General features: G+C 32.7%; 20 protein-coding genes. 3 read left to right on the top strand and 17 right to left on the bottom strand.

From position 1 onward, the window contains the following. Window positions 1-34 precede the first annotated feature (34 nt). Genes DRF58_RS05045 through parS form a run of 4 tightly spaced genes read right to left on the bottom strand, consistent with a single transcriptional unit; the run spans window position 35 to window position 2,840 of the window. The gene (locus tag DRF58_RS05045; protein ID WP_116033534.1) at window positions 35-811 is read right to left on the bottom strand and encodes a zinc ribbon domain-containing protein; all 777 of its coding nucleotides are present in this window, start codon (window positions 809-811) and stop codon (window positions 35-37) included. A gap of 2 nt (window positions 812-813) precedes the next feature. Next, window positions 814-1,911 carry a Nif3-like dinuclear metal center hexameric protein gene (locus DRF58_RS05040; RefSeq protein ID WP_116033532.1) on the bottom strand — a complete coding sequence of 366 codons (1,098 nt, stop codon included), beginning with the start codon at window positions 1,909-1,911 and terminating at the stop codon, window positions 814-816. Between the two features lie 12 nt (window positions 1,912-1,923). Continuing rightward, window positions 1,924-2,376 (bottom strand): RES family NAD+ phosphorylase, encoded by a 453-nt coding sequence (locus DRF58_RS05035; protein WP_116033531.1) that lies wholly within the window; start codon window positions 2,374-2,376, stop codon window positions 1,924-1,926. 5 nt (window positions 2,377-2,381) lie between these two features. Then, complete coding sequence (gene parS / locus DRF58_RS05030) at window positions 2,382-2,840, bottom strand: type II RES/Xre toxin-antitoxin system antitoxin (RefSeq protein WP_206605214.1); 459 nt, start codon at window positions 2,838-2,840, stop codon at window positions 2,382-2,384. Window positions 2,841-2,961: 121 nt separating this feature from the next. On the opposite strand from parS, the gene DRF58_RS05025 reads away from it, so the two are divergent. Beyond that, the gene (locus tag DRF58_RS05025) at window positions 2,962-3,801 is read left to right on the top strand and encodes an ion transporter (RefSeq protein WP_116033529.1); all 840 of its coding nucleotides are present in this window, start codon (window positions 2,962-2,964) and stop codon (window positions 3,799-3,801) included. 97 nt (window positions 3,802-3,898) lie between these two features. Here DRF58_RS05025 and DRF58_RS05020 read toward each other — a convergent pair whose 3' ends face one another. The 8 genes from DRF58_RS05020 to DRF58_RS04985 all read right to left on the bottom strand — a co-directional run bounded on the left by DRF58_RS05020 (window position 3,899) and on the right by DRF58_RS04985 (window position 11,061). After that, window positions 3,899-4,702 carry a patatin-like phospholipase family protein gene (locus DRF58_RS05020; RefSeq protein ID WP_116033527.1) on the bottom strand — a complete coding sequence of 268 codons (804 nt, stop codon included), beginning with the start codon at window positions 4,700-4,702 and terminating at the stop codon, window positions 3,899-3,901. Window positions 4,703-4,768: 66 nt separating this feature from the next. Next, window positions 4,769-6,160, bottom strand: coding sequence for a dihydrolipoyl dehydrogenase (lpdA, locus tag DRF58_RS05015; protein ID WP_116033526.1), 1,392 nt, complete (start codon window positions 6,158-6,160; stop codon window positions 4,769-4,771). 84 nt (window positions 6,161-6,244) lie between these two features. Further along, window positions 6,245-8,578, bottom strand: a complete 2,334-nt coding sequence (locus DRF58_RS05010; RefSeq protein ID WP_116033524.1) for a VWA domain-containing protein — start codon at window positions 8,576-8,578, stop codon at window positions 6,245-6,247. Window positions 8,579-8,589: 11 nt separating this feature from the next. Continuing rightward, a complete protein-coding gene (locus tag DRF58_RS05005) occupies window positions 8,590-9,114 on the bottom strand; it encodes an RNA polymerase sigma factor (protein WP_116033522.1) in 525 nt (174 codons plus the stop codon). Window positions 9,115-9,194: 80 nt separating this feature from the next. Next, on the bottom strand, window positions 9,195-9,662 hold the full coding sequence (locus tag DRF58_RS05000; protein ID WP_379883815.1) for an SRPBCC family protein: 468 nt from the start codon (window positions 9,660-9,662) through the stop codon (window positions 9,195-9,197). Between the two features lie 77 nt (window positions 9,663-9,739). Further along, window positions 9,740-10,132 (bottom strand): hypothetical protein, encoded by a 393-nt coding sequence (locus DRF58_RS04995; RefSeq protein ID WP_116033519.1) that lies wholly within the window; start codon window positions 10,130-10,132, stop codon window positions 9,740-9,742. A gap of 4 nt (window positions 10,133-10,136) precedes the next feature. Continuing rightward, on the bottom strand, window positions 10,137-10,490 hold the full coding sequence (locus DRF58_RS04990; RefSeq protein WP_116033517.1) for a hypothetical protein: 354 nt from the start codon (window positions 10,488-10,490) through the stop codon (window positions 10,137-10,139). A gap of 70 nt (window positions 10,491-10,560) precedes the next feature. Further along, entirely contained in the window at window positions 10,561-11,061 is a 501-nt protein-coding gene (locus tag DRF58_RS04985) for a GbsR/MarR family transcriptional regulator (RefSeq protein WP_116033516.1), read from the bottom strand. Window positions 11,062-11,234: 173 nt separating this feature from the next. On the opposite strand from DRF58_RS04985, the gene DRF58_RS04980 reads away from it, so the two are divergent. After that, entirely contained in the window at window positions 11,235-11,489 is a 255-nt protein-coding gene (locus DRF58_RS04980; protein WP_123902366.1) for a hypothetical protein, read from the top strand. A gap of 9 nt (window positions 11,490-11,498) precedes the next feature. Here the strand turns inward: DRF58_RS04980 and DRF58_RS04975 are convergent, their stop codons facing one another. Continuing rightward, complete coding sequence (locus tag DRF58_RS04975) at window positions 11,499-13,931, bottom strand: alpha-ketoacid dehydrogenase subunit alpha/beta (RefSeq protein ID WP_116033513.1); 2,433 nt, start codon at window positions 13,929-13,931, stop codon at window positions 11,499-11,501. A gap of 489 nt (window positions 13,932-14,420) precedes the next feature. Between DRF58_RS04975 and DRF58_RS04965 the strand changes: the two genes are divergently transcribed. Next, window positions 14,421-14,969 carry a hypothetical protein gene (locus DRF58_RS04965; protein ID WP_116033510.1) on the top strand — a complete coding sequence of 183 codons (549 nt, stop codon included), beginning with the start codon at window positions 14,421-14,423 and terminating at the stop codon, window positions 14,967-14,969. 2 nt (window positions 14,970-14,971) lie between these two features. On the opposite strand, the gene DRF58_RS04960 is transcribed toward DRF58_RS04965, so the two are convergent. The 4 genes from DRF58_RS04960 to DRF58_RS04945 form a co-directional block, all read right to left on the bottom strand. Continuing rightward, window positions 14,972-15,889 carry a ribonuclease Z gene (locus tag DRF58_RS04960; RefSeq protein ID WP_116033508.1) on the bottom strand — a complete coding sequence of 306 codons (918 nt, stop codon included), beginning with the start codon at window positions 15,887-15,889 and terminating at the stop codon, window positions 14,972-14,974. A 55-nt stretch (window positions 15,890-15,944) separates the two neighbouring features. Next, window positions 15,945-16,529: an RdgB/HAM1 family non-canonical purine NTP pyrophosphatase gene (rdgB, locus tag DRF58_RS04955; protein WP_116033506.1), complete on the bottom strand. Its 585-nt coding sequence runs from the start codon at window positions 16,527-16,529 to the stop codon at window positions 15,945-15,947. A 237-nt stretch (window positions 16,530-16,766) separates the two neighbouring features. After that, the gene (locus tag DRF58_RS04950) at window positions 16,767-17,582 is read right to left on the bottom strand and encodes a CPBP family intramembrane glutamic endopeptidase (protein ID WP_116033505.1); all 816 of its coding nucleotides are present in this window, start codon (window positions 17,580-17,582) and stop codon (window positions 16,767-16,769) included. Then, the gene (locus tag DRF58_RS04945) at window positions 17,582-18,505 is read right to left on the bottom strand and encodes an ABC transporter substrate-binding protein (RefSeq protein WP_245955364.1); all 924 of its coding nucleotides are present in this window, start codon (window positions 18,503-18,505) and stop codon (window positions 17,582-17,584) included. Before DRF58_RS04945 ends, DRF58_RS04950 begins: the two co-directional genes overlap by 1 nt. Between the last annotated feature and the right edge of the window lie 161 nt (window positions 18,506-18,666).

The raw sequence follows: 18,666 nt of genomic DNA, 5'->3' as shown, positions 1-18,666 counted from the left end.
GTCTCTTTTGTTATTTATCAAAATCAAATTCTGATTAGAACTTGATAATATCTTCCATTTTAGCAGTTTCTTCGTTTACCAACTCGTCATCTACCAAGATTTTTCCAGAATGCTCATCGATAATGATTTTCTTTCTCTGAGCAATTTCCATTTGCTTTTGTGGTGGAATCGTGAAGAAAGAACCTTTTGGTGCACCTCTTTCCAATCCTACAACTGCAAGACCTGTTGATGAACCTTGACGGATTCTTTGGTAAGAAGCTAACAATCTATCGTCGATTTTTTCTGCAAATTCCTTAGATTTTTCCAATAGATAATCTTCTTCTTTCTGAGTTTCAGAAATCAAATTATCCAATTCGTTTTTCTTGTGGTTCAAGTGGTTTTTCAACTCCTCGATTTTAGCATTCAAATCAGACAAAGTTTCTTTTTTGTGGTCGATTTTTCCACCGAATTCTCTGATTCTTTTTTCAGCTAACTGAATTTCCAATTCCTGATATTCTACCTCTTTTGATAAAGCTTCGAATTCTTTGTTATTTCTAACGTTATCTTGCTGTGTTTTATATTTATCAATAAGAGATTGAGCTTGTTTAATCAAGTCTTTTTTGCTGTTGATTTCAGCATTTTGCTCAGCAATTTCAGTTTCGAATTTTTGGGCTCTTTTTTCAAGACCTTCAATTTCTATCTCAAGATCTTCTACTTCAATCGGCAACTCGCCTCTTGTATTGCGAATCTCATCCAAACGGGAATCGATGATTTGCAAATCGTAAAGAGCTCTTAATTTTTCTTCAACAGAAATTTCGTTTACTTTAGCCATATCTATATAAAATAATTAACAGGATTTGTTTTTATTGTCGTTTTAGCGATTGCAAATGTAGTGAATTTTTCGGACAAAATTTCAAATAATTGTTGAGTTACAAATTGTTCTGATTCAAAATGTCCAATATCGCAAATCAGCATTTTATCTTCCGCTGAAAAGAAATCGTGATATTTTACATCGCCGGTCAAATAAGCATCACATTTTGCTGATATTGCGGACTTAATTCCACTTGCTCCACTTCCGCCTAATACACCTACTCTTTTGATTTTTTTTTGAGTTAAAGAATTGTGTCTGATAATATTAAGATTAAATTTTTCTTTAACGAATTTTAGAAAATCAGTTTCATCCATTTCCGTTTCCAAATCTCCAAATCTTCCCAAACCTGTATATTGATTTTCGTTTTCGAGAGAAATTAATTGATAAGCCACTTCTTCGTAAGGATGATTTTGTTTCATCGCAAAGAGAATCTGATGTTTTTTATAATCTTCGAAAATCACAGAAAGTAAGACTTCATTGGCGTTTTCTCTTTCATTTTGAGTTCCGGTTACGGGATTTGAGCCTTCTAAAGGTCGAAAAGTTCCGTTTCCGTTGATTGAAAAACTACATTCGTCATAAAAACCAATATTTCCAGCTCCAGCTTCGAACAAAGCATTTTTCAAATTTTCAGCGGAATCAACAGGAACATAAACTTCCAGTTTTTTTAATTGATTTTGTTTTGGTATTAATATTTGCTGATTCTTCAATCCAAGAACTTCACAGATTTTATAATTAACCCCAAAATAATCATTATCAAATGCTGTATGAATCGCATAGATTGCAATTTTATTTTCCAAAGCTTTCAGAACTGCTCTTTCAACATAATTTTTTCCAGTAATTGATTTTAATCCAGAAAAAATAATTGGGTGAAAGCAAAATATAAAATTGAGATTCTTTTCAATAGCTTCATCAACTACGGCTTCTAAAGCATCGTGAGAAATTAAAACTCCTGAAATTTCTCTATCAGGATTTCCGCAAAGCAAACCAACATTATCAAAATCTTCCGCTTGTCTTGCCGGAATTATTTTTTCAAATTCATTTATAAATTCTTTGATTTTCATTTAATTTGATTTTTATCTGATGAACAATCTGTCATCAAAAGTAAACTTTTCTATTTTCTTGATTCTGACTTCAGAAAAATTAATATGTCGCGGATTAATAATATAATTGAATTCCCCTTGCACCGCCGCAGAAGGAATTTTCATCAATAGAAACTTATTCTCTTTAAGAAATTTATCTCCAATTTTCTGAGTACTGTTTGGATGTGGAAAAATATTCCAATCTTTCGGTAATCTTTTCGGTTCAACGAATTCAACATCTGGAATTTCTATATGAACCAAACGATAATCTTTTGGTAAAATCCCCAACGGAATATGAACCGCAATTTCCGCCACGCACAACGCAATCGACTGCCCTGTGTAAAGAGCAGGTCTTCCTTTGCTATTCCATCTTGCACCAGCAATTTCTGCACCTTTTCCAGAAAGGTCGTTGGCGTAGATTTCTTTTGAAAGTCTGTAAACAATCATCCGAATTATGCTAAAACGCCGTGTTCTATACGAGTGAGTTCATCCATAAGAAGAGATATTCCGAAAACACTTCCTAATAAATCCTGTGGTTTTGTTTTTCCTAGAGCAACGTTTTCTGATTGTAACCATATCAAGAAATTCTCAGAAGAACCAAAAACCTCCTGGCCTCTTTTGTAAAGGATTTCTATTTGTAAGATTTTTTCTGATTGTAATACATCAAATGATTTATCTTCTTTCTGATAACGAGATAAGGTTTTGCCAGAAATATGAAGATAATCTGCCCAATCTTGCATCGTAAAAGGAAACTTTTTTGAAATACCGTCGAAGAGTTTGAATGAAATACCTTTTTGAGTAATATCAATCAAGTTAAAAACACCAACATCATCAAAGTTTTGGTAACTATAAGTCATAGCAGTCTCTTGAACAACATTTTTAGAAGGCTCTGAAGTTTTATATTTTTTCATTTTTGTAATTTTTCTTTTACAAATATATGACTTTTGTCTATGTTAAAAAGACTTTTGTCTGTTTTTTTAATAATTAATTAGATAATATTTTTTTACTACATTCATCGTTTATTTAGCTGTTATGAAAATTAAGCCAGAATTTGACCTTATCTCTGAAGAAGGTTGGAGAAAGAAAATTTATGAAGTTATTTATTTATCGCACACTAGAGCTGGTAAAATATTTGATATTAGTTTACTTGTCTTGATTTTGTTTAGTACGATTTTATTAATGGTGGAAACCATTCCTATTATAAGACTTCAGTATTACAAAGAGTTTTATTACGCTGAATTTTTCATCACTTTAATATTTACAATAGAGTACATTCTTCGGATTATTTGTATAAAAGACAAGGAGGAGTATGTTTTTAGCCCATTGGGAATTATAGATTTTTTGTCAATTGTTCCTTTTTACATCAGTTTATTTTTCCCTATTTGGCATTTTGTAGCAATCATAAGAATGTTGAGAATCTTAAGGATTTTCAGAATCTTCAATCTTGCAGACTATATGCACGACGGAAGATTTATTGTTTCTGCTTTGAAGCATAGCTCAAGAAAAATTTACATCTTTCTTTTGTTTATAATTATTTTCATTGTTATAATTGGCTCGTTGATGTATATTGTTGAAGGTGGTAAAAATGGTTTTAGTAGTATTCCGCAAAGTGTCTATTGGGCTGTTGTGACTATAACTACAGTTGGCTATGGAGACATATCACCCGGGACACCTTTTGGTAAAGTATTATCAATGATCGTTATGCTTTGCGGTTATAGCATTATTGCGGTTCCAACAGGTATTGTGACTTCTGAATTCAGAAAGCAGAAAAAGACTAATTTCCAATGTCGAAGATGTGGAAATCAAGACAACGACGAGGATGCAAGGTATTGTAAAACTTGTGGAGAGAAGATAAGAGACTCTCACGTATGATTATTTAGTCTTATCGTGTGAGAGCGTATTAAAATTAGTATTATTATTTTATAATCAAAATATCGAGACCCTTTAAGAAGAAAAAAACAGTAAGTAATTATTGCTTTCTTAAAAACATTAAAGTGAATTCTTCCTCATTTTCTATAAAAGAACGTTTAGCTTCATTGTAGCCGATTTCAAAAATCTCATCTAAACGTTGAGGGTTTCTTTCGAAAATACCATATTTCGATAGCTTTTTTGATGTAATGAACCAATCACAAAAAGCGAATTTATAAATCTCTGTTCTATGAGATAACAATTCGTAAGCTCGAGTTGTCACAGAACGGATACTTTTCAGGTCATTTATTTCTACATCTTGTGGAGGTGTTACATAAACGCCAATTATGTTTTCACATTCGTTATGGATGATATCAGCTGGAAAGTTGTTCAGAACTCCTCCATCGCTGTACATTTCATCATTAATAAAATAAGGTGTGGAGATTCCGGGGATACAGGACGAAGCTATAATCGCATCCACAACTTTATAGTTTTTTTCAAATACTTTTTGATTCCCAGTAATGAGCTCAGTTGCGACAATTCTGACATCTTTTTGTAAGTCTCCCAAAGTCATTTCTTGAAAAATAGGATTAAGATAAGTTGTGAAAATAGCAGATGAAACCAAGCCCGGTTGATTAAATGTAAAATGTTTCCAATTGAAAAAATAGATAGATTTAAAAAAATCCAAAATCTCTTCCGGTGATTTTCCGAAAGCATAAAGAGAACCAACAATAGAACCTGCACTACAACAAGAAAGGATATCTGGTTCGATATTTTTTTCTTTAAGAAACTTTAGAACTCCTGCGTGAGCTAATCCACGTGTTCCTCCTCCAGATAAAACCAATCCTATTTTCGAATTCTCCATTAAGTAAAATTAAAAAAACCACAGATATTTCTGTGGTTTTATATTATGAATATTATGTTAATCTCATTAAATATGAATCACCTCTCCATAAGCAGCAGCAACAGCTTCCATTACCGCTTCTGAAATTGTTGGGTGTGGGTGAATAGATTTAAGAACTTCGTGTCCTGTAGTTTCTAATTTTCTAGCAACAACAGCTTCAGCAATCATATCGGTAACACCATCACCAACCATATGACAACCTAACCACTCTCCGTATTTCGCATCGAAGATTACTTTGATAAATCCGTCAACATCACCGTTTGCCGTAGCTTTTCCGGATGCTGAGAATGGGAATTTACCAACTTTGATATCGTATCCTTTTTCTTTGGCCTGCTTTTCAGTCAAACCAACAGAAGCGATTTCCGGGTGACAATAAGTACAACCTGGAATATTTCCGTAATCGATAGCTTCTACATGAAGGCCTTTGATTTTCTCAACACAAGTGATTCCTTCTGCTGAAGCAACGTGAGCTAAAGCCTGAGTTGGGATGATGTCTCCAATTGCATAGTAGCCAGGAACAGAAGTCTGATACCATTCGTTAACCAAAACTTTTCCTTTTTCAGTTTTGATTCCAACAGCTTCTAGACCGATTCCTTCAACATTAGCCGCAATTCCGACAGCAGAAAGAAGGATATCAGCTTCAAGCGTAATTTCTCCTTTTGCAGTTTTCACTTTCGCTTTCACACCTTCTCCAGATGTGTCAACAGATTCTACAGAAGAATTGGTCATTATTTCGATACCTGCTTTTTTCAAAGATTTCTCAACGTGTTTTGAAACCTCCTCATCCTCCAAAGGAACGATGTTTGGCAAGAATTCTACAACAGTTACCTTAGTTCCCATTGAGTTATAAAAATCAGCAAACTCAATTCCGATAGCTCCAGAACCTACAACAATCATAGATTTTGGCTGCTCAGGAAGCGATAATGCCTGTCTGTATCCAATTACTTTTTTACCATCTTGAGGCAAGTTTGGCAATTCTCTAGAACGCGCACCAGTTGCGATGATGATATTAGTTCCAGAATATTCTGTTGATTTTCCGTCAGCATCTACAACAGTCACTTTTTTACCAGCTTTCACTGTTGCAGTTCCCATAATGACATCGATTTTATTTTTCTTCATCAAGAAAGAGATTCCGCCACTCATTTTAGAAGCTACACCTCTACTTCTCTGGATTACTTTTGTAAAATCAAATCCTGGATTTTCCACTTTATTAAGACCATAATCTTCAGCGTGCTTCAAATAATTGAAAACGTGAGCAGATTTCAATAATGCTTTCGTTGGGATACAACCCCAGTTAAGACAGATTCCACCAAGATTTTCTTTTTCAATAATGGCTGTTTTGAAACCTAATTGAGCAGCTCTGATTGCAGTTACATAACCGCCAGGTCCACTTCCAATAACAATAATATCGTAGTTCATTGTGATTAAAAAATTTTAGCGAATTTACGGAAAATTATTGAAAGCATAATATGACAAAAAGCAACTTTATCAGTTGCTTTATATTTAGTTTTTAATGATTTTAAATGTTTCTGATTCTGTCCCATACTTCAATTTAACGAGATAAACACTTTGAGGATAATGTGTAATATCAAAATTGTGAAGTCCTTTTACCAAGTTATTTTTCTGGATTAAAATTTTCCCCGTATAATCATACAAAATAAACTCTTCCGCATCACGTTTTAGATCAATTTTGAAAATTCCTTTTGTTGGATTAGGATAAACCTTGGTAGCGAAATCTTTTTTATCTAGGCTTTCCACTTCCAATTTTTTATTGATATATTCTTTTGTTATACCATTTTTACAATCTGGAACCGTTGATCTTTGGAGGATTAACCTTAATAATAAATCATTTAGTTTTTCTACTTCATATTCGCTTGCAGTTGGTTTGATATGATCATTTCCTATTCCACTATCATTCGTCAGAAAAGTATAAGTTCCGTTGGTTAATAAAGCAAATGTTCTCATCAGATATTCGGTTTGTTTATCCGTATCACTCGCAGCAATTGGAATGATTGTGATTCCTTTTTTGGAAGCTAATTTAATTTTCTGATTTAAAATTTCAATATTTCCTTCAGATAAATGTGGTGGCGCGTCCAAAAGTAAGAACATTATTTTTGTAGAATTCTCTTTGTTCCAAGCTAATTCATCAATCGAAGTTTCCAAAGCTTCAACAACCGCTTCCGGTCTGTCTCCGCCTCCTCTAGCATTTTGTTTTTTAATAAAACTGATAAGATTTTCTGCATCATTTGAAAAATCGAATTTTCTTGTAATATATTCATCTCCATTATCTCTGTAAAAAACAGAACCATATCTTATGTTGGTTTGGGTTAAATTAGTTTCTACCTTTTTCAGAACATCCAATAATTCTGATTTAAGATAATTGATTTCATCTCCCATAGAACCTGTTGCATCTACAACGAAAACCAAATCTAATGCTCTTTTTTTGATGCAATCATCATTAACTTTTATTAAATTCTGCCCTTTTCGGAACTCTTTAACATTATTTGACAAAACATTTCCTTCATCATCAATAATCGAATATTGTTGCGAATTTGTTTTCTGGTCTATTAACGAAGAAATCCATAATTCTGCATTTCCACGATTATCTGTTACACTTTCCCAGATGATTTCTTTTTTATAGTCAATTAATTTTAATTTTTTACCAATGACTGGATTACTATGAAAATTGGTCAATTGTACAGAAACTCTTTTGTCTGGGAAAAATTTCCAAGTTTTCTTATATTGATCAAGAATTGGAACCGCAAAGTCTTGCCAATAATCCCATTTGGAGAAATCGTTCACTTCGCCTGCGGTTAGTTTTCCAGCTTCTGGTAAACTTTTCTTTTCTTCTTTTAGCTCTTTTTGTCTAATTTCCCATTCTTTGTTTAATTTCCTTTTTTTCTTTTCGGATAATTTTTTGGTTTTGATTATTAATACACCATTTATTGCCTGATTTCCGTATAAACTTATTGCCTTATCTTTTTTTAGGACTTCCAACGACTCAATTACATGAGGATTAAGGGTCTTCAAAATACTTGATGATTCTACTTTCCCATCCACGATATACAATGGTTCTTTTGTTTTATCATAAGAAGCTATTCCTCTAATCATAATTGTTGAAGAACTTCCAGGATTTCCCATATTTGGAGAAATTTTGAGTCCTTCAACTCTTCCCATTAAAGCAGAGTTTACAGTTGGGGTTGCATATCCTAAACTTTTCGCATCTCTTTTAATCCCCATTGCGGTTACAGTAACAGATTCTAAATCTTTTGTTTTTTCAGTTTCATAAACATAATTTTCAACGATTCCTGTAGAGGTTTCTAAACTTTTGGATATTGCTGGTGGTGGCGTTTCTGAAATATTTTTTTCAATATAATTGTCGTTTGTTGACTGATTGTTAACTCTTGTTTTATAGAAAATTTCATCAAACTCATCGTTCTTATATTCAACATCTTGATAAGCAATAATATCTTTTCTTTCAGTAAGTTGAATTGGATTTTTGCTCAGATTCTCTTTAAAGGTTTTATTAATTTCTTCAACTTTTTTCGGAGTTTCAATTTGATTTGGATTAATTGGTTTTCCAAAATCTTTCGAAGCAACCTGAGGTTGAATCTGTACTTTATCATCTTTCACAAAATACAAAACGCCAAAGGTCAAAGCCAATCCAGCAACCATTCCGTAAGGAAACCAAATCGGGATAATTCTTTTCTTTTGTTCTTTTTTGTCTAATTTCTCTTCAACTTTTCCCCAAACTTTTTCAAAGGCAGGAAATGTAGAATTTTCTTCTGCTGATTTCCCAGCATCATTGAACATTTTATCGATATCTTGATTTTCCATTTTTTTTAACTTTAAGAATTAATTGTTTGAAGTTTCACAAACTCCTGCAATTTTTTGCGGGCAAAATTCACCTGAGATTTAGACGTACCTTCGGAGATAGAAAGCATTTGTGCAATTTCTTTGTGTGGATAACCTTCCATCGCAAACAGATTGAAAATCGTGCGACAACCCTCCGGAAGAAAATTAAGAAGAGACAAAATTCCTCTTTCTTCAGAAACATTTTCCGATTCAGAATCCGGTAAATCCACAAAATTCTCTTCAATTGAAATTGAGAACGGTTGTTTCTTGCGAAGTTTCTGTAAACATTGATTCACTACAATTTTCTTTGCCCAAGCATCGAAAACCTGAAAATCTTTAAGTTGTTCAAGCTTTGTGAAAATTAGGTAGAAAGAATCGGCTAAAACTTCTTCCGCATCTTCATCATTTTTCAGGTAACGTTTGCAGGTTGCGAAGAATCGTCCTGCATATTCTTCATAAAGTTTTCGCTGTGCGTTGCGGTCTTTATTTCTGCATCTTATGTATATGTCGTGTTCCATACATTGGCTTTTATAAGGAAAGATGCAATAGTTTAAAAAAGGTTGGAATTATTTTGAAAATTTATGAAAATTATTTGGATTTAAATTCTCTTATTAAAAGATGATTCTGCAATTTCTTTTATCAGTCTATTTCTTTCAATTAGAAATTTTTTAAGATAATTTTTCAGGAATATTTTATTAAATAATTTTCCAAAAATTCCAAAAGGTGATTCAAATTCGAAAATATCAACCATACAAGTTTTTCCATCTTTTTCTTTGAAAATGTGTTGATGCTTCATCGATTTGAAAGCGCCTTCAGTCATTTTATCTGTAAACATTTTTGGACTTTCCATTTCAGTAATTTTCGTTGTAAGCGTTTGATAAAATCCCAAATGTTTGGCGCACCAAGTTACCGTTTCGCCAAGTTCTATTAATCCATAGGTTTTTCCAGCAATTGCTTTTTCGTTGGTTTTAGCTGATTTTTGGTGGAGATCAATATCTCGTGATAAATCAAAAACTTTCCGAATATCAGCATTAATAAATGTTTCTAAATAAATTTTAGCCATCATTTTTCTTCTGTTTTTAAAGGTTGAGGAAATCGCCTTTTGTTCTTCGGTTTTTTCTGAAAAGGAAGAACATTATGATTTTAAATATTAGGTTTTTCATCAGTTAAATTATTAATAAGTTCTTTTTCGTTAGATTTCTTTCTTACTTTCATAAAAAGTAACAGATTGAAAAGAAGCATCAATCCTAAATAAATTGAAAATCCTCCTATTTTTTTACTCAAACCAACAACCAAAGATTCTCCGGTTATGAGTTGACTGAATTCTATAATTAAGAATGCAAAACCAATATTCAGAAGATAAAATCCAATTTTAAATAAAGAATTGGTCGCTAAAGCAATGTCAGATTTCTGGTGAAAAATATCCATCATGAATACTTTTGCATTGCGGAAAAGTAGTTCTGAAACAATAACTGTTAATGTTAAAACTATTGGCAAATAGATTGCGTAAGCGGTGAGGTTGTAAGTTGCGGTCATAATTTTATGATTTAAAAGTTGATAATATTTGTTTACGGAAATAAGTCAGAGAAAAAATATTGATATAATGCATCACTGCAATCAGTAAAAGTGTTGTTGCGATTTTTGTAAAAATTGATACAATAAATAACTCGATTGTACCTGTTTTTAGATCTTCTGAAAGAGAAAAAGTCACATATCCGATATTCATTAGATAATATCCAATCAACAAAATTCTGTTGACAGAATCGCATATCCGGATATTGCTGAACAAATCCATCAGATAAATTCTGCCGATTGTAAAACATTTCCAACCTACCAAAACAATCACAGGAACTGTTATGAGAAAATAGATTATAAAGGAAATAATATTAATCATTTTGTAAATTTTATATTTTCAGTAATTATTGAAAATTAATTCTAAATAAAAAAGGAAAATGTTTTCCTTTCTATTTCAGTAAGTTGGTGATTTTACCAACCAGCCAATGGTCATCACTTTTTATGGCTAAGTCCATTATATTAAAAACTTTCCCAGTTACACTTTCCATTTCTTTCATCAAATCTGTAAATCTTTTTGCTTCTTCTGTATCTTCATCTACAATTTTGAGTTCAGCAATAGAATTCAGAATAGGTTCAATCTCTCTTTTTTTACGTTCTTTTACCAACTGTTTGAAAAGAAACCACATGTCGCGTTCCGCTACAAAGTATTCTTTTCTATCGCCTTTAATTAATTCTTTTTTTATAATTCCCCACTCTAGCAGATTCCGAAGATTCATATTGGCATTTCCTCTTGAAATTTGCAAAACTTCCATCACTTCATCCGTTGATAAAGGTTTGCCTTCTGCAAGAAGCAAAGCGTGAACCTGAGCCATTGTCCTATTGATTCCCCAATTAGTGGCCAATGTTCCCCAAGTCTGGATATATTTTTCTTTAGCTTCTTCAAGTTTCATTTTGTAATGTTTAAATCCTTATACAAATACAAATATAATTAAATTTTCTAGACTTTCAAAAATTATTGAAAATACAATATGTAAATATTAATTTTTAATTAATAAACTAAAATTAATTAGCTATTAATAACTATAATAGATTATTATTAATAAATTTGTTTAAAATTGACAGCATGAAATATACTTTGGTAAAACGGAATAAGAGTCTGCGTGCAGAATCTCATTCCCATTTTATAAGTTGGATGAGAAAGATGGATCTACAGCAGTGGGATAGTAATGAGGAATTTATGGAGGCCTATTCTTACAGAAAGAAAACTTTCGAAAAGATAGAAATTCGGTATGAAAAAGAAGATTTTTTTGTGGAAGATCTGCAAAAAAATAACCTTTTGAAAATAGAATCTTCAAAAGGTTTTTTAGGATTATTTTAGAAATTATTATTAATAAATCGCTGGATATTTTTGAGGATTTATTTCATTGAAAATTGTATAGATCTTTTCTACCATATCATCAGCAGAAGGTTTACTAAAATAATCTCCATCACTTGCAAAAGCAGGTCTATGGTTTTCAGCAGAAATAGTTAAAGGCTCAGAATCTAAAAATTTGAAAGCCTTTTGCTTCTCTAAAATCTGTTGAAGAATGAATGCCGAAGTTCCGCCTTCTACATCTTCATCAATCACAACCAATCTATTGGTTTTCTTAACACTTTCTGCAATTTCGTGAGACAAATCAAAAGGAATCAAAGACTGAACATCAATTACTTCTGCTGAGATTCCTACTTTTTCTAGTTCTTTTGCTGCTTCTGAAACTATTCTCCATGTTGAGCCATAAGTTACTAGAGTTACATCTTTTCCTTCTTTGGTTACTTCAATTTTTCCTACAGGAATAGTAAATTCTCCAAGATTGTCAGGTTGCTTTTCTTTTAATCTGTAGCCATTTAAACATTCTACAATCACAGCAGGCTCGTCACTTTGGAGCATTGTATTGTAAAATCCGGCAGCTTTTGTTAAACTTCTTGGAACTAATATATTAATGCCTTTTGATAGATTAAGGATTCCCGCCATTGGAGAGCCAGAATGCCAAACGCCTTCCAATCTATGTCCTCTTGTTCTGATGATTACAGGTGCTTTTTGACCTCCTCTTGTTCTATATTGAACGGTTGCCAAATCATCACTCATCCCTTGAAGACAATATAAAATATAATCCAGATATTGGATTTCGGCAATTGGCTTCAAACCACGCATTGCCATTCCAATTCCTTGCCCGAGGATTGTTGCTTCACGGATTCCTGTGTCAGCAATTCTCACATCGCCATATTTTTCTTGTAGACCTTCCAATCCTTGGTTGACATCTCCAATATTCCCAGCATCTTCTCCAAAAACTAAAGCTTGAGGATATTTTTCAAAAATCTTATCGAAGTTATTTCTTACAACTACTCTTCCATCAACTTCTTCAGAAGATTCTGAGTAGATAGGCTTGATTTCTTTAACATTGGTTGCTTTCCATTGGGATTGAGAGTAAAGGTGTGAAGAATAATTATCTTTTTCAACTTTCAGAAGCTCTTCATATTTAGCTTTTAAAGCATTTCTTTCGGGAGAAACTTGTGCTCGGGTAGATAATAAAGTTTGTCTTATTAAATGAAATACATCTTTCTTACTTACGGATATCACTTTGTTAAAGTTTTCAATGAAATTAAAAACTTCAGTATTTTGATTCTTAAGAGGTTCTATTAATAATAAAGCTTCTCGTTTTATATCTGTGATGGTTTTTTGATAAACTTCCCAAGCTTTTTTCTGTCCATCTTTTACTAATTTTTTAGCTTCTGCATCTATCAAATCTAATTCTTCTATAGAGGCAAGATATTCTTCATTTCCTTCGATTTCTATACTGTAATCCAAAATCCACTCTTTGAATTTTATCAAACCATCAAATTCTGATTCCCAATGCAATCGATCTTCAGATTTGTAACGCTCGTGCGATCCAGAAGTAGAATGTCCTTGCGGTTGTGTCACTTCAGTTACGTGAATTACAACAGGCACGCTTTCATATCTTGCAAAATGTTCTGCTTTTGCATAAGCTTCCATCAGCGCTGGATAATCCCAAGCTTTCACTTGGATGATTTCGCAACCTTGTTTTTCGTCAGTTTTTCTTTGGAAACCAGAAAGCATTTCAGAAATATCGGCTTTTGCTCTTTGGTTTTGAGTCGGTACGGAAATCCCATAACCGTCATCCCAAATCGAAACAATCATTGGAACTTGTAGAGCACAAGCAGCGTTCAAAGTTTCCCAGAAATGACCTTCAGCCGTAGAAGCATCACCAATTGTTCCAAAAGCTACTTCATTTCCTTCTTTTGAAAACTTCTCAGAACCATCGAATTTTACAGATTTATAAACTTTGGAAGCCTGAGCTAAACCTAATAATCTTGGCATTTGTCCTGCTGTAGGAGAAATATCCGATGAGATATTTTTTTGAGCAGTCAAATCTTTCCAGCTTCCATCTGCATTCAAACTTCTTGTAGCATAATGGCCATTCATTTGGCGACCTGCAGAAGCTGGCTCTCTTTCTACACTAGTATCCGCGTATAATTGTGCAAAAAAACTTTCTATAGAAACTGCATCGATTGCCAAAGCAAATGTCTGATCACGATAATATCCGGAACGAAAATCTCCATTTCTGAAAACTTTTGCCATTGCCAATTGAGGTAATTCTTTTCCGTCTCCGAAAATTCCGAACTTTGCTTTCCCCGTAAGAACTTCTCTTCTTCCTAGATATGACATTTCGCGGGAAATTCTTCCTAATCGATAGTCGTCTAAAATACTGCTTTTAAAGTCCTGAAAAGAGATCTGCTGAGTTTCTATATATGTTGATTGCATAACTTAGGGTTTTGACAAATATAAAATTTTTTACTTAATTTTTTATTAATTTGATATTTAGTAAAAGTAAGAAATTTTATATAAAGTATTAAAATTTCATTAAATGTCTATTTTACAGATAATTATTGAATATTTTCGAATGATCAAATTTAATAAATGAAAAAAAACGGCACCTCATATCCTGAATGCATCTACAAATCTTCTGGGATTTTGTTTAGTAATCATTACTTCTTTGAAGATTTCTAAGTTCAATCATTCATCTTATCTTGATGAGTTTACCGTTGGTGCGATTCTCTGTTTGATGATAAGTTGTGCCTTTTCTTTTCTTGCAATTAGAACTAACAAGGAAAAGCTATCAGATAAATTAGAAAACATTGCCGATATCCTTTTCTTTGTTGCTTTACTCTGTATCTCTCTAGCGGTTTGTATTGTGAGTATTGATGTGGTGTGATGGTATTAATTTAACTAAATTTTTAATTATATTATTATATGAATATTAGAATTTTACTTTTGATGTTATTCTTAACTAATTGTAATCCTAAAAATTCAAAATTTGAAGATGATTATTCTCCTAATATTTTTCTTACAAACTATTGGAAAGTTGATGACAAGAATTTAAAATTAAAGTTCGGAGATTTGATCGAACTTAATATTGGCGAAGAAAACATCAAGGCAATCGTATTGGGTATTAACCCAGAAAATGATGGAAATTGGTTTGGATTATGCTTTTTAAATGGAAATCAAATTTTCGGCAGGAAAATACCACAGGGTTTTAACGGTCATTGTGTCGACCTATTTGACTTTAGTTATATAAATGAAAAAGCTTTGAGTAATTATAAAATTTTAAAAAATATAAAAGTTAATTTTAAAAAGATTGGGCGTGGAATGGATAGTCCAACAAAAAACATTCAAGAGATTTTAAGGGATTATAAAAATGGTATTGAAGAGCGGAAGAAAAAGCAAACTCCTTGTGATGATAAGTTGGGAGAATTAGATCCTGTCAACGAATGTTATTTTCCACTCAGTAAAATTCAATAAAACTATCCTACCTTTATCGTCTCCAAAGCCTTTGGTAAAAAACTGTTCGGGAAAATCTGTCTGGCTTCATCTGTCATTACACTCAGGTCACTGTAACGATTGGAGAAATGCCCTAAAATCAATTTTCCAACTTGTGCTTTCTTTGCAATAGTTGCAGCTTCCAAAGCGGTTGAATGTCCGGTGTAATCTGCCATTTCCTTCAAAACGTGGAGAAAAGTGGACTCGTGGTAGAGAACATCTACGTTTTCTATAATTGGAATGATGTCTTCCTTATATTTAGTATCACTACAAAAAGCATAAGATACAGATGGTTTCGGATCAGTTGTCAATAAAGAATTTTTGATAATATTTCCACCTTCCGAAACAAAGTCTTTTCCTAAACGCAGATTCTGGAAATCACAAATCTCAATTTCCTTATATTTTGAGATTTCTTTCATATTCAGGTGGCGTTCTTTTGGTTTTTCTTTGAAGAGATAACCGTTGCAATATATTCTGTGATTCAATGGAATTGTATAGACTTCTACCCTTTTATCTTCATATATTTTCACAGATTCTTTGCCTTCCAATTCGTGATAGATGACTTCGAAGCCTTTGTAGGTTTCGGTGATTTCGAAAATAGTGTCCATCATTTTTTTGATTCCTTTTGGACCGTAAATGTTCAAAGGGGTTTTTCTTCCTAATAATCGGAAAGATGCGACTAATCCAGGCAAACCAAAACAATGGTCGCCGTGAAGATGGGAAATGAAAATATGATTAATCTTAGAAAATCTAACTTTTGCTTTTCGCATCTGAACCTGAGTTCCTTCGCCACAATCAATTAAAAAATGACGTTCTTCCATTTCTAGAAACTGTGAAGTTGGCGAGGAATTAATGGTTGGAATTGCTGAATTGAATCCTAAGATTGTAAGATATGTACTCAATTTTCTAAAATGTGTTGAAAATTAAAAGGCTAAAGATATAAAAACATCACAAAAACTACAAAATACCCCCTCTGGAATTCAAAAATTCTAGAAATAATTTCAAAGCTTCACTTCGGTGGCTGATTTTGTTTTTTTCTTCGGGCAACATCTGAGCAAATGTCATATTGTAATCATCCGGAATGAAAATTGGGTCGTAACCAAATCCATCTGCGCCAAAAACCTCAGTGGTCAAATTACCATAAACACGACCTTCGAAGTAATGTTCGCCATCTTTATCTTTGAAACATAAAACAGTGATGAAATAAGCTCTTCTATTGGGCTCGCCTTTCATCTCTTCCAAAACTTTTTCGATGTTTTTTTGGAAATTGTGATTACCTGCATAACGTGCAGAATAAATCCCTGGTCTTCCATCCAAAGCTTCTACAACTAATCCGCTGTCATCGCCTACACTTCCTTTTCCGGTTTTTTCGAAACAGTATTTTGCTTTGATGAGTGCGTTTTCTTGGAAGCTATTTCCGTCCTCGATGATTTCTTCATTCAAATTGTAATCTGACAAACTTGTCACAATATATTCTGTTCCGAGAATCTGCTGAATCTCTTCTTTTTTATGTAAGTTATGTGTGGCTATAAGGATTTCCATATGTTATTATAAATGATAATTGATAAATGATTGTGATTTAAATTTTGAAAGTTCGTTTTTTGACAAGTTTGAATGCATTAAAAAATGTTGAACTTTGCGAAGCTGCAGCCCGGCTTGAGCGCAAATCCTTTTTTGCGTGGACTTGGGATTCTATTGAACTGGAAGTCGTCTGCAAAAAAGATTAGGAGTACTTCGACAAGCTCAGGATAAACTACAGAGTATATAGCTGCCATAATTTTAATCTTTATAAATAATATTTTTGTTGATTGCGAAAAAGTAAAATGGTATTGCAAAAATTACGATTCCTAAAACAAGTACTATTTCTTTGTTTAATTTGAATAATTCAGAAAATGTTTCTGAATCAGAATACATCATCATCAATGCTGATAAGAGATTATTGAAGGCGTGCAACAATATCGACATCAGCAGAGATTTCGTTTTGTAGTACACCAAACCTAATACCAAACCGAGTAAAAATGCGCCCGCAAATTGCCAAGGATTGAAATGAACTGCTCCAAAAATGAACGCTGAAACGATAATTGCCGTCACAGGTTTCACATTGTTATTTATCATTCCTTTCATTATGATTCCACGGAAAAGTATCTCTTCCAAAATTGGCGCAAGTATCACTGTCATTAGGATTAACAAAATTGGACTGGACAAAAGTTTGGCAAATTCGTCATTGTACATTTTGTAAATCTCTCCTAAAAAAGGCCCTGTTGTAGGGATAAGTTGTGTGGTGTAATCTGCAATCAACATCATCCCAAACATCATTGGAAATATCAAAAGATAAACTCGGAGTGGTTTTGTAGAAAAATCGAAACAGAGTTTTTTTCCTTCGTTTCTCGCAATCAAAAAATAGAAAAATAAAATGGGAATCAGCATTGTCATTACATATGCGAACAACGAAAAACCGCCTGTCTGCTGGATATCTTGACTGAATAATGCCGATATTCCCAACCCAACTGCCTGAGCTAATCCTGCGCCTATATAAAGTCCTACAACAAGAATGATTCCTGTGAAAAAATCTAATTTGTAATTTTGATTTTCCATTATTTAAGCTCTTTCATATAGATTAATGGTTCTGACTGGAAAGTTACGTCTTCTGGATGGAAAATCTTGAAATAATCTCTCAAAACTAAATCGCATCTTACAACGCCACTTTCAAAATAATCGTTGGCTTGGTTATTCTCCTTATTATTAATCATATATAATTTGCCTGAGTTGAAAGCGCCCATTTTGCTGTAGTTTGGATTCATTGTCAACAATTCTTTTTTGTTTTTGTGAGGGCTGATATTAATCCAATAATTGGCTTTTTTTGCTTTTACAAAGACTTCTTCAAAACTCAACGGAACTGAGCTTGATTCTTTGTTATCTTTCAAAATATAATTTCCGCCTGCATCGTTAATCAGTTTGGCAACAAAGGAATCTCCGCCGGGTAAAAACCATTGACTTCCGTACATCTCATTACATAGTACTAAAGATTCTGATTTTGAATTTTTGCTTAATGTCTGGATTTTTTTGTAATTATTTTCGATGTTTTGATAAGCTTTTTCAGCTTTCTCCTCCATTCCAAATAACTTTCCGAAGAGCAAAAGATATTTTGATTTTTCTAATGGGTTCTGTTCTAAAAATTCGTCTAAGAAAATGACTTCGATTCCGTTTTTCTTTAGAATATCATAAGTGTTTGCAAAGTTGGGAACATAATTGGTAAAAATAACATCGGGTTTGTTTGCCAGAATTTTTTCGATGTTATACTTCTGCTCGTTTCCGATGTTTTGGATTTTATTTTCTTTGATTAATTGATGAATTTTTTCTGAGAAAACATACTCTGGACTGGAAACACCAGTGATTTTATTTTCAAGATTGAGCTCAGAAAAAAAGCCAATTAAGCTTGAATTAAGCAATATTACAGTTTTGAAAGGTAATTTTTGACTCGGAATTGTATTTTTAAATTTTCCGGATGTTAAAATCAAATTGTCGAAATTTTCAATATAATTAACTCGTGATGAGATAGTTATGTTTTTATTTAATTCCTGAGGGATTTCCTTTTTACATGAAACTGAAAAAAGAAATAAAATTAAAAGTAAAAAAATGCGTTTCATGTTTCAAAGAACGGAAAAAAGTACTATATTTG

Origin of the sequence: Epilithonimonas hispanica (assembly GCF_003385395.1) — a bacterium.
Lineage (GTDB): Bacteria > Bacteroidota > Bacteroidia > Flavobacteriales > Weeksellaceae > Epilithonimonas > Epilithonimonas hispanica.
Note: the sequence above shows the minus strand (reverse complement) of the source record. Positions and strands in the feature narration are given on the sequence as shown.

What these genes read in the sequence shown, in the direction of transcription:
- DRF58_RS05045 (WP_116033534.1), bottom strand. Translation starts at nt 811, where the DNA reads ATGGCTAAAGTAAACGAAATTTCTGTTGAAGAAAAATTAAGAGCTCTT.
- DRF58_RS05040 (WP_116033532.1), bottom strand. Translation starts at nt 1,911, where the DNA reads ATGAAAATCAAAGAATTTATAAATGAATTTGAAAAAATAATTCCGGCA.
- DRF58_RS05035 (WP_116033531.1), bottom strand. Translation starts at nt 2,376, where the DNA reads ATGATTGTTTACAGACTTTCAAAAGAAATCTACGCCAACGACCTTTCT.
- parS (WP_206605214.1), bottom strand. Translation starts at nt 2,840, where the DNA reads ATGAAAAAATATAAAACTTCAGAGCCTTCTAAAAATGTTGTTCAAGAG.
- DRF58_RS05025 (WP_116033529.1), top strand. Translation starts at nt 2,962, where the DNA reads ATGAAAATTAAGCCAGAATTTGACCTTATCTCTGAAGAAGGTTGGAGA.
- DRF58_RS05020 (WP_116033527.1), bottom strand. Translation starts at nt 4,702, where the DNA reads ATGGAGAATTCGAAAATAGGATTGGTTTTATCTGGAGGAGGAACACGT.
- lpdA (WP_116033526.1), bottom strand. Translation starts at nt 6,160, where the DNA reads ATGAACTACGATATTATTGTTATTGGAAGTGGACCTGGCGGTTATGTA.
- DRF58_RS05010 (WP_116033524.1), bottom strand. Translation starts at nt 8,578, where the DNA reads ATGGAAAATCAAGATATCGATAAAATGTTCAATGATGCTGGGAAATCA.
- DRF58_RS05005 (WP_116033522.1), bottom strand. Translation starts at nt 9,114, where the DNA reads ATGGAACACGACATATACATAAGATGCAGAAATAAAGACCGCAACGCA.
- DRF58_RS05000 (WP_379883815.1), bottom strand. Translation starts at nt 9,662, where the DNA reads ATGATGGCTAAAATTTATTTAGAAACATTTATTAATGCTGATATTCGG.
- DRF58_RS04995 (WP_116033519.1), bottom strand. Translation starts at nt 10,132, where the DNA reads ATGACCGCAACTTACAACCTCACCGCTTACGCAATCTATTTGCCAATA.
- DRF58_RS04990 (WP_116033517.1), bottom strand. Translation starts at nt 10,490, where the DNA reads ATGATTAATATTATTTCCTTTATAATCTATTTTCTCATAACAGTTCCT.
- DRF58_RS04985 (WP_116033516.1), bottom strand. Translation starts at nt 11,061, where the DNA reads ATGAAACTTGAAGAAGCTAAAGAAAAATATATCCAGACTTGGGGAACA.
- DRF58_RS04980 (WP_123902366.1), top strand. Translation starts at nt 11,235, where the DNA reads ATGAAATATACTTTGGTAAAACGGAATAAGAGTCTGCGTGCAGAATCT.
- DRF58_RS04975 (WP_116033513.1), bottom strand. Translation starts at nt 13,931, where the DNA reads ATGCAATCAACATATATAGAAACTCAGCAGATCTCTTTTCAGGACTTT.
- DRF58_RS04965 (WP_116033510.1), top strand. Translation starts at nt 14,421, where the DNA reads ATGAATATTAGAATTTTACTTTTGATGTTATTCTTAACTAATTGTAAT.
- rdgB (WP_116033506.1), bottom strand. Translation starts at nt 16,529, where the DNA reads ATGGAAATCCTTATAGCCACACATAACTTACATAAAAAAGAAGAGATT.
- DRF58_RS04950 (WP_116033505.1), bottom strand. Translation starts at nt 17,582, where the DNA reads ATGGAAAATCAAAATTACAAATTAGATTTTTTCACAGGAATCATTCTT.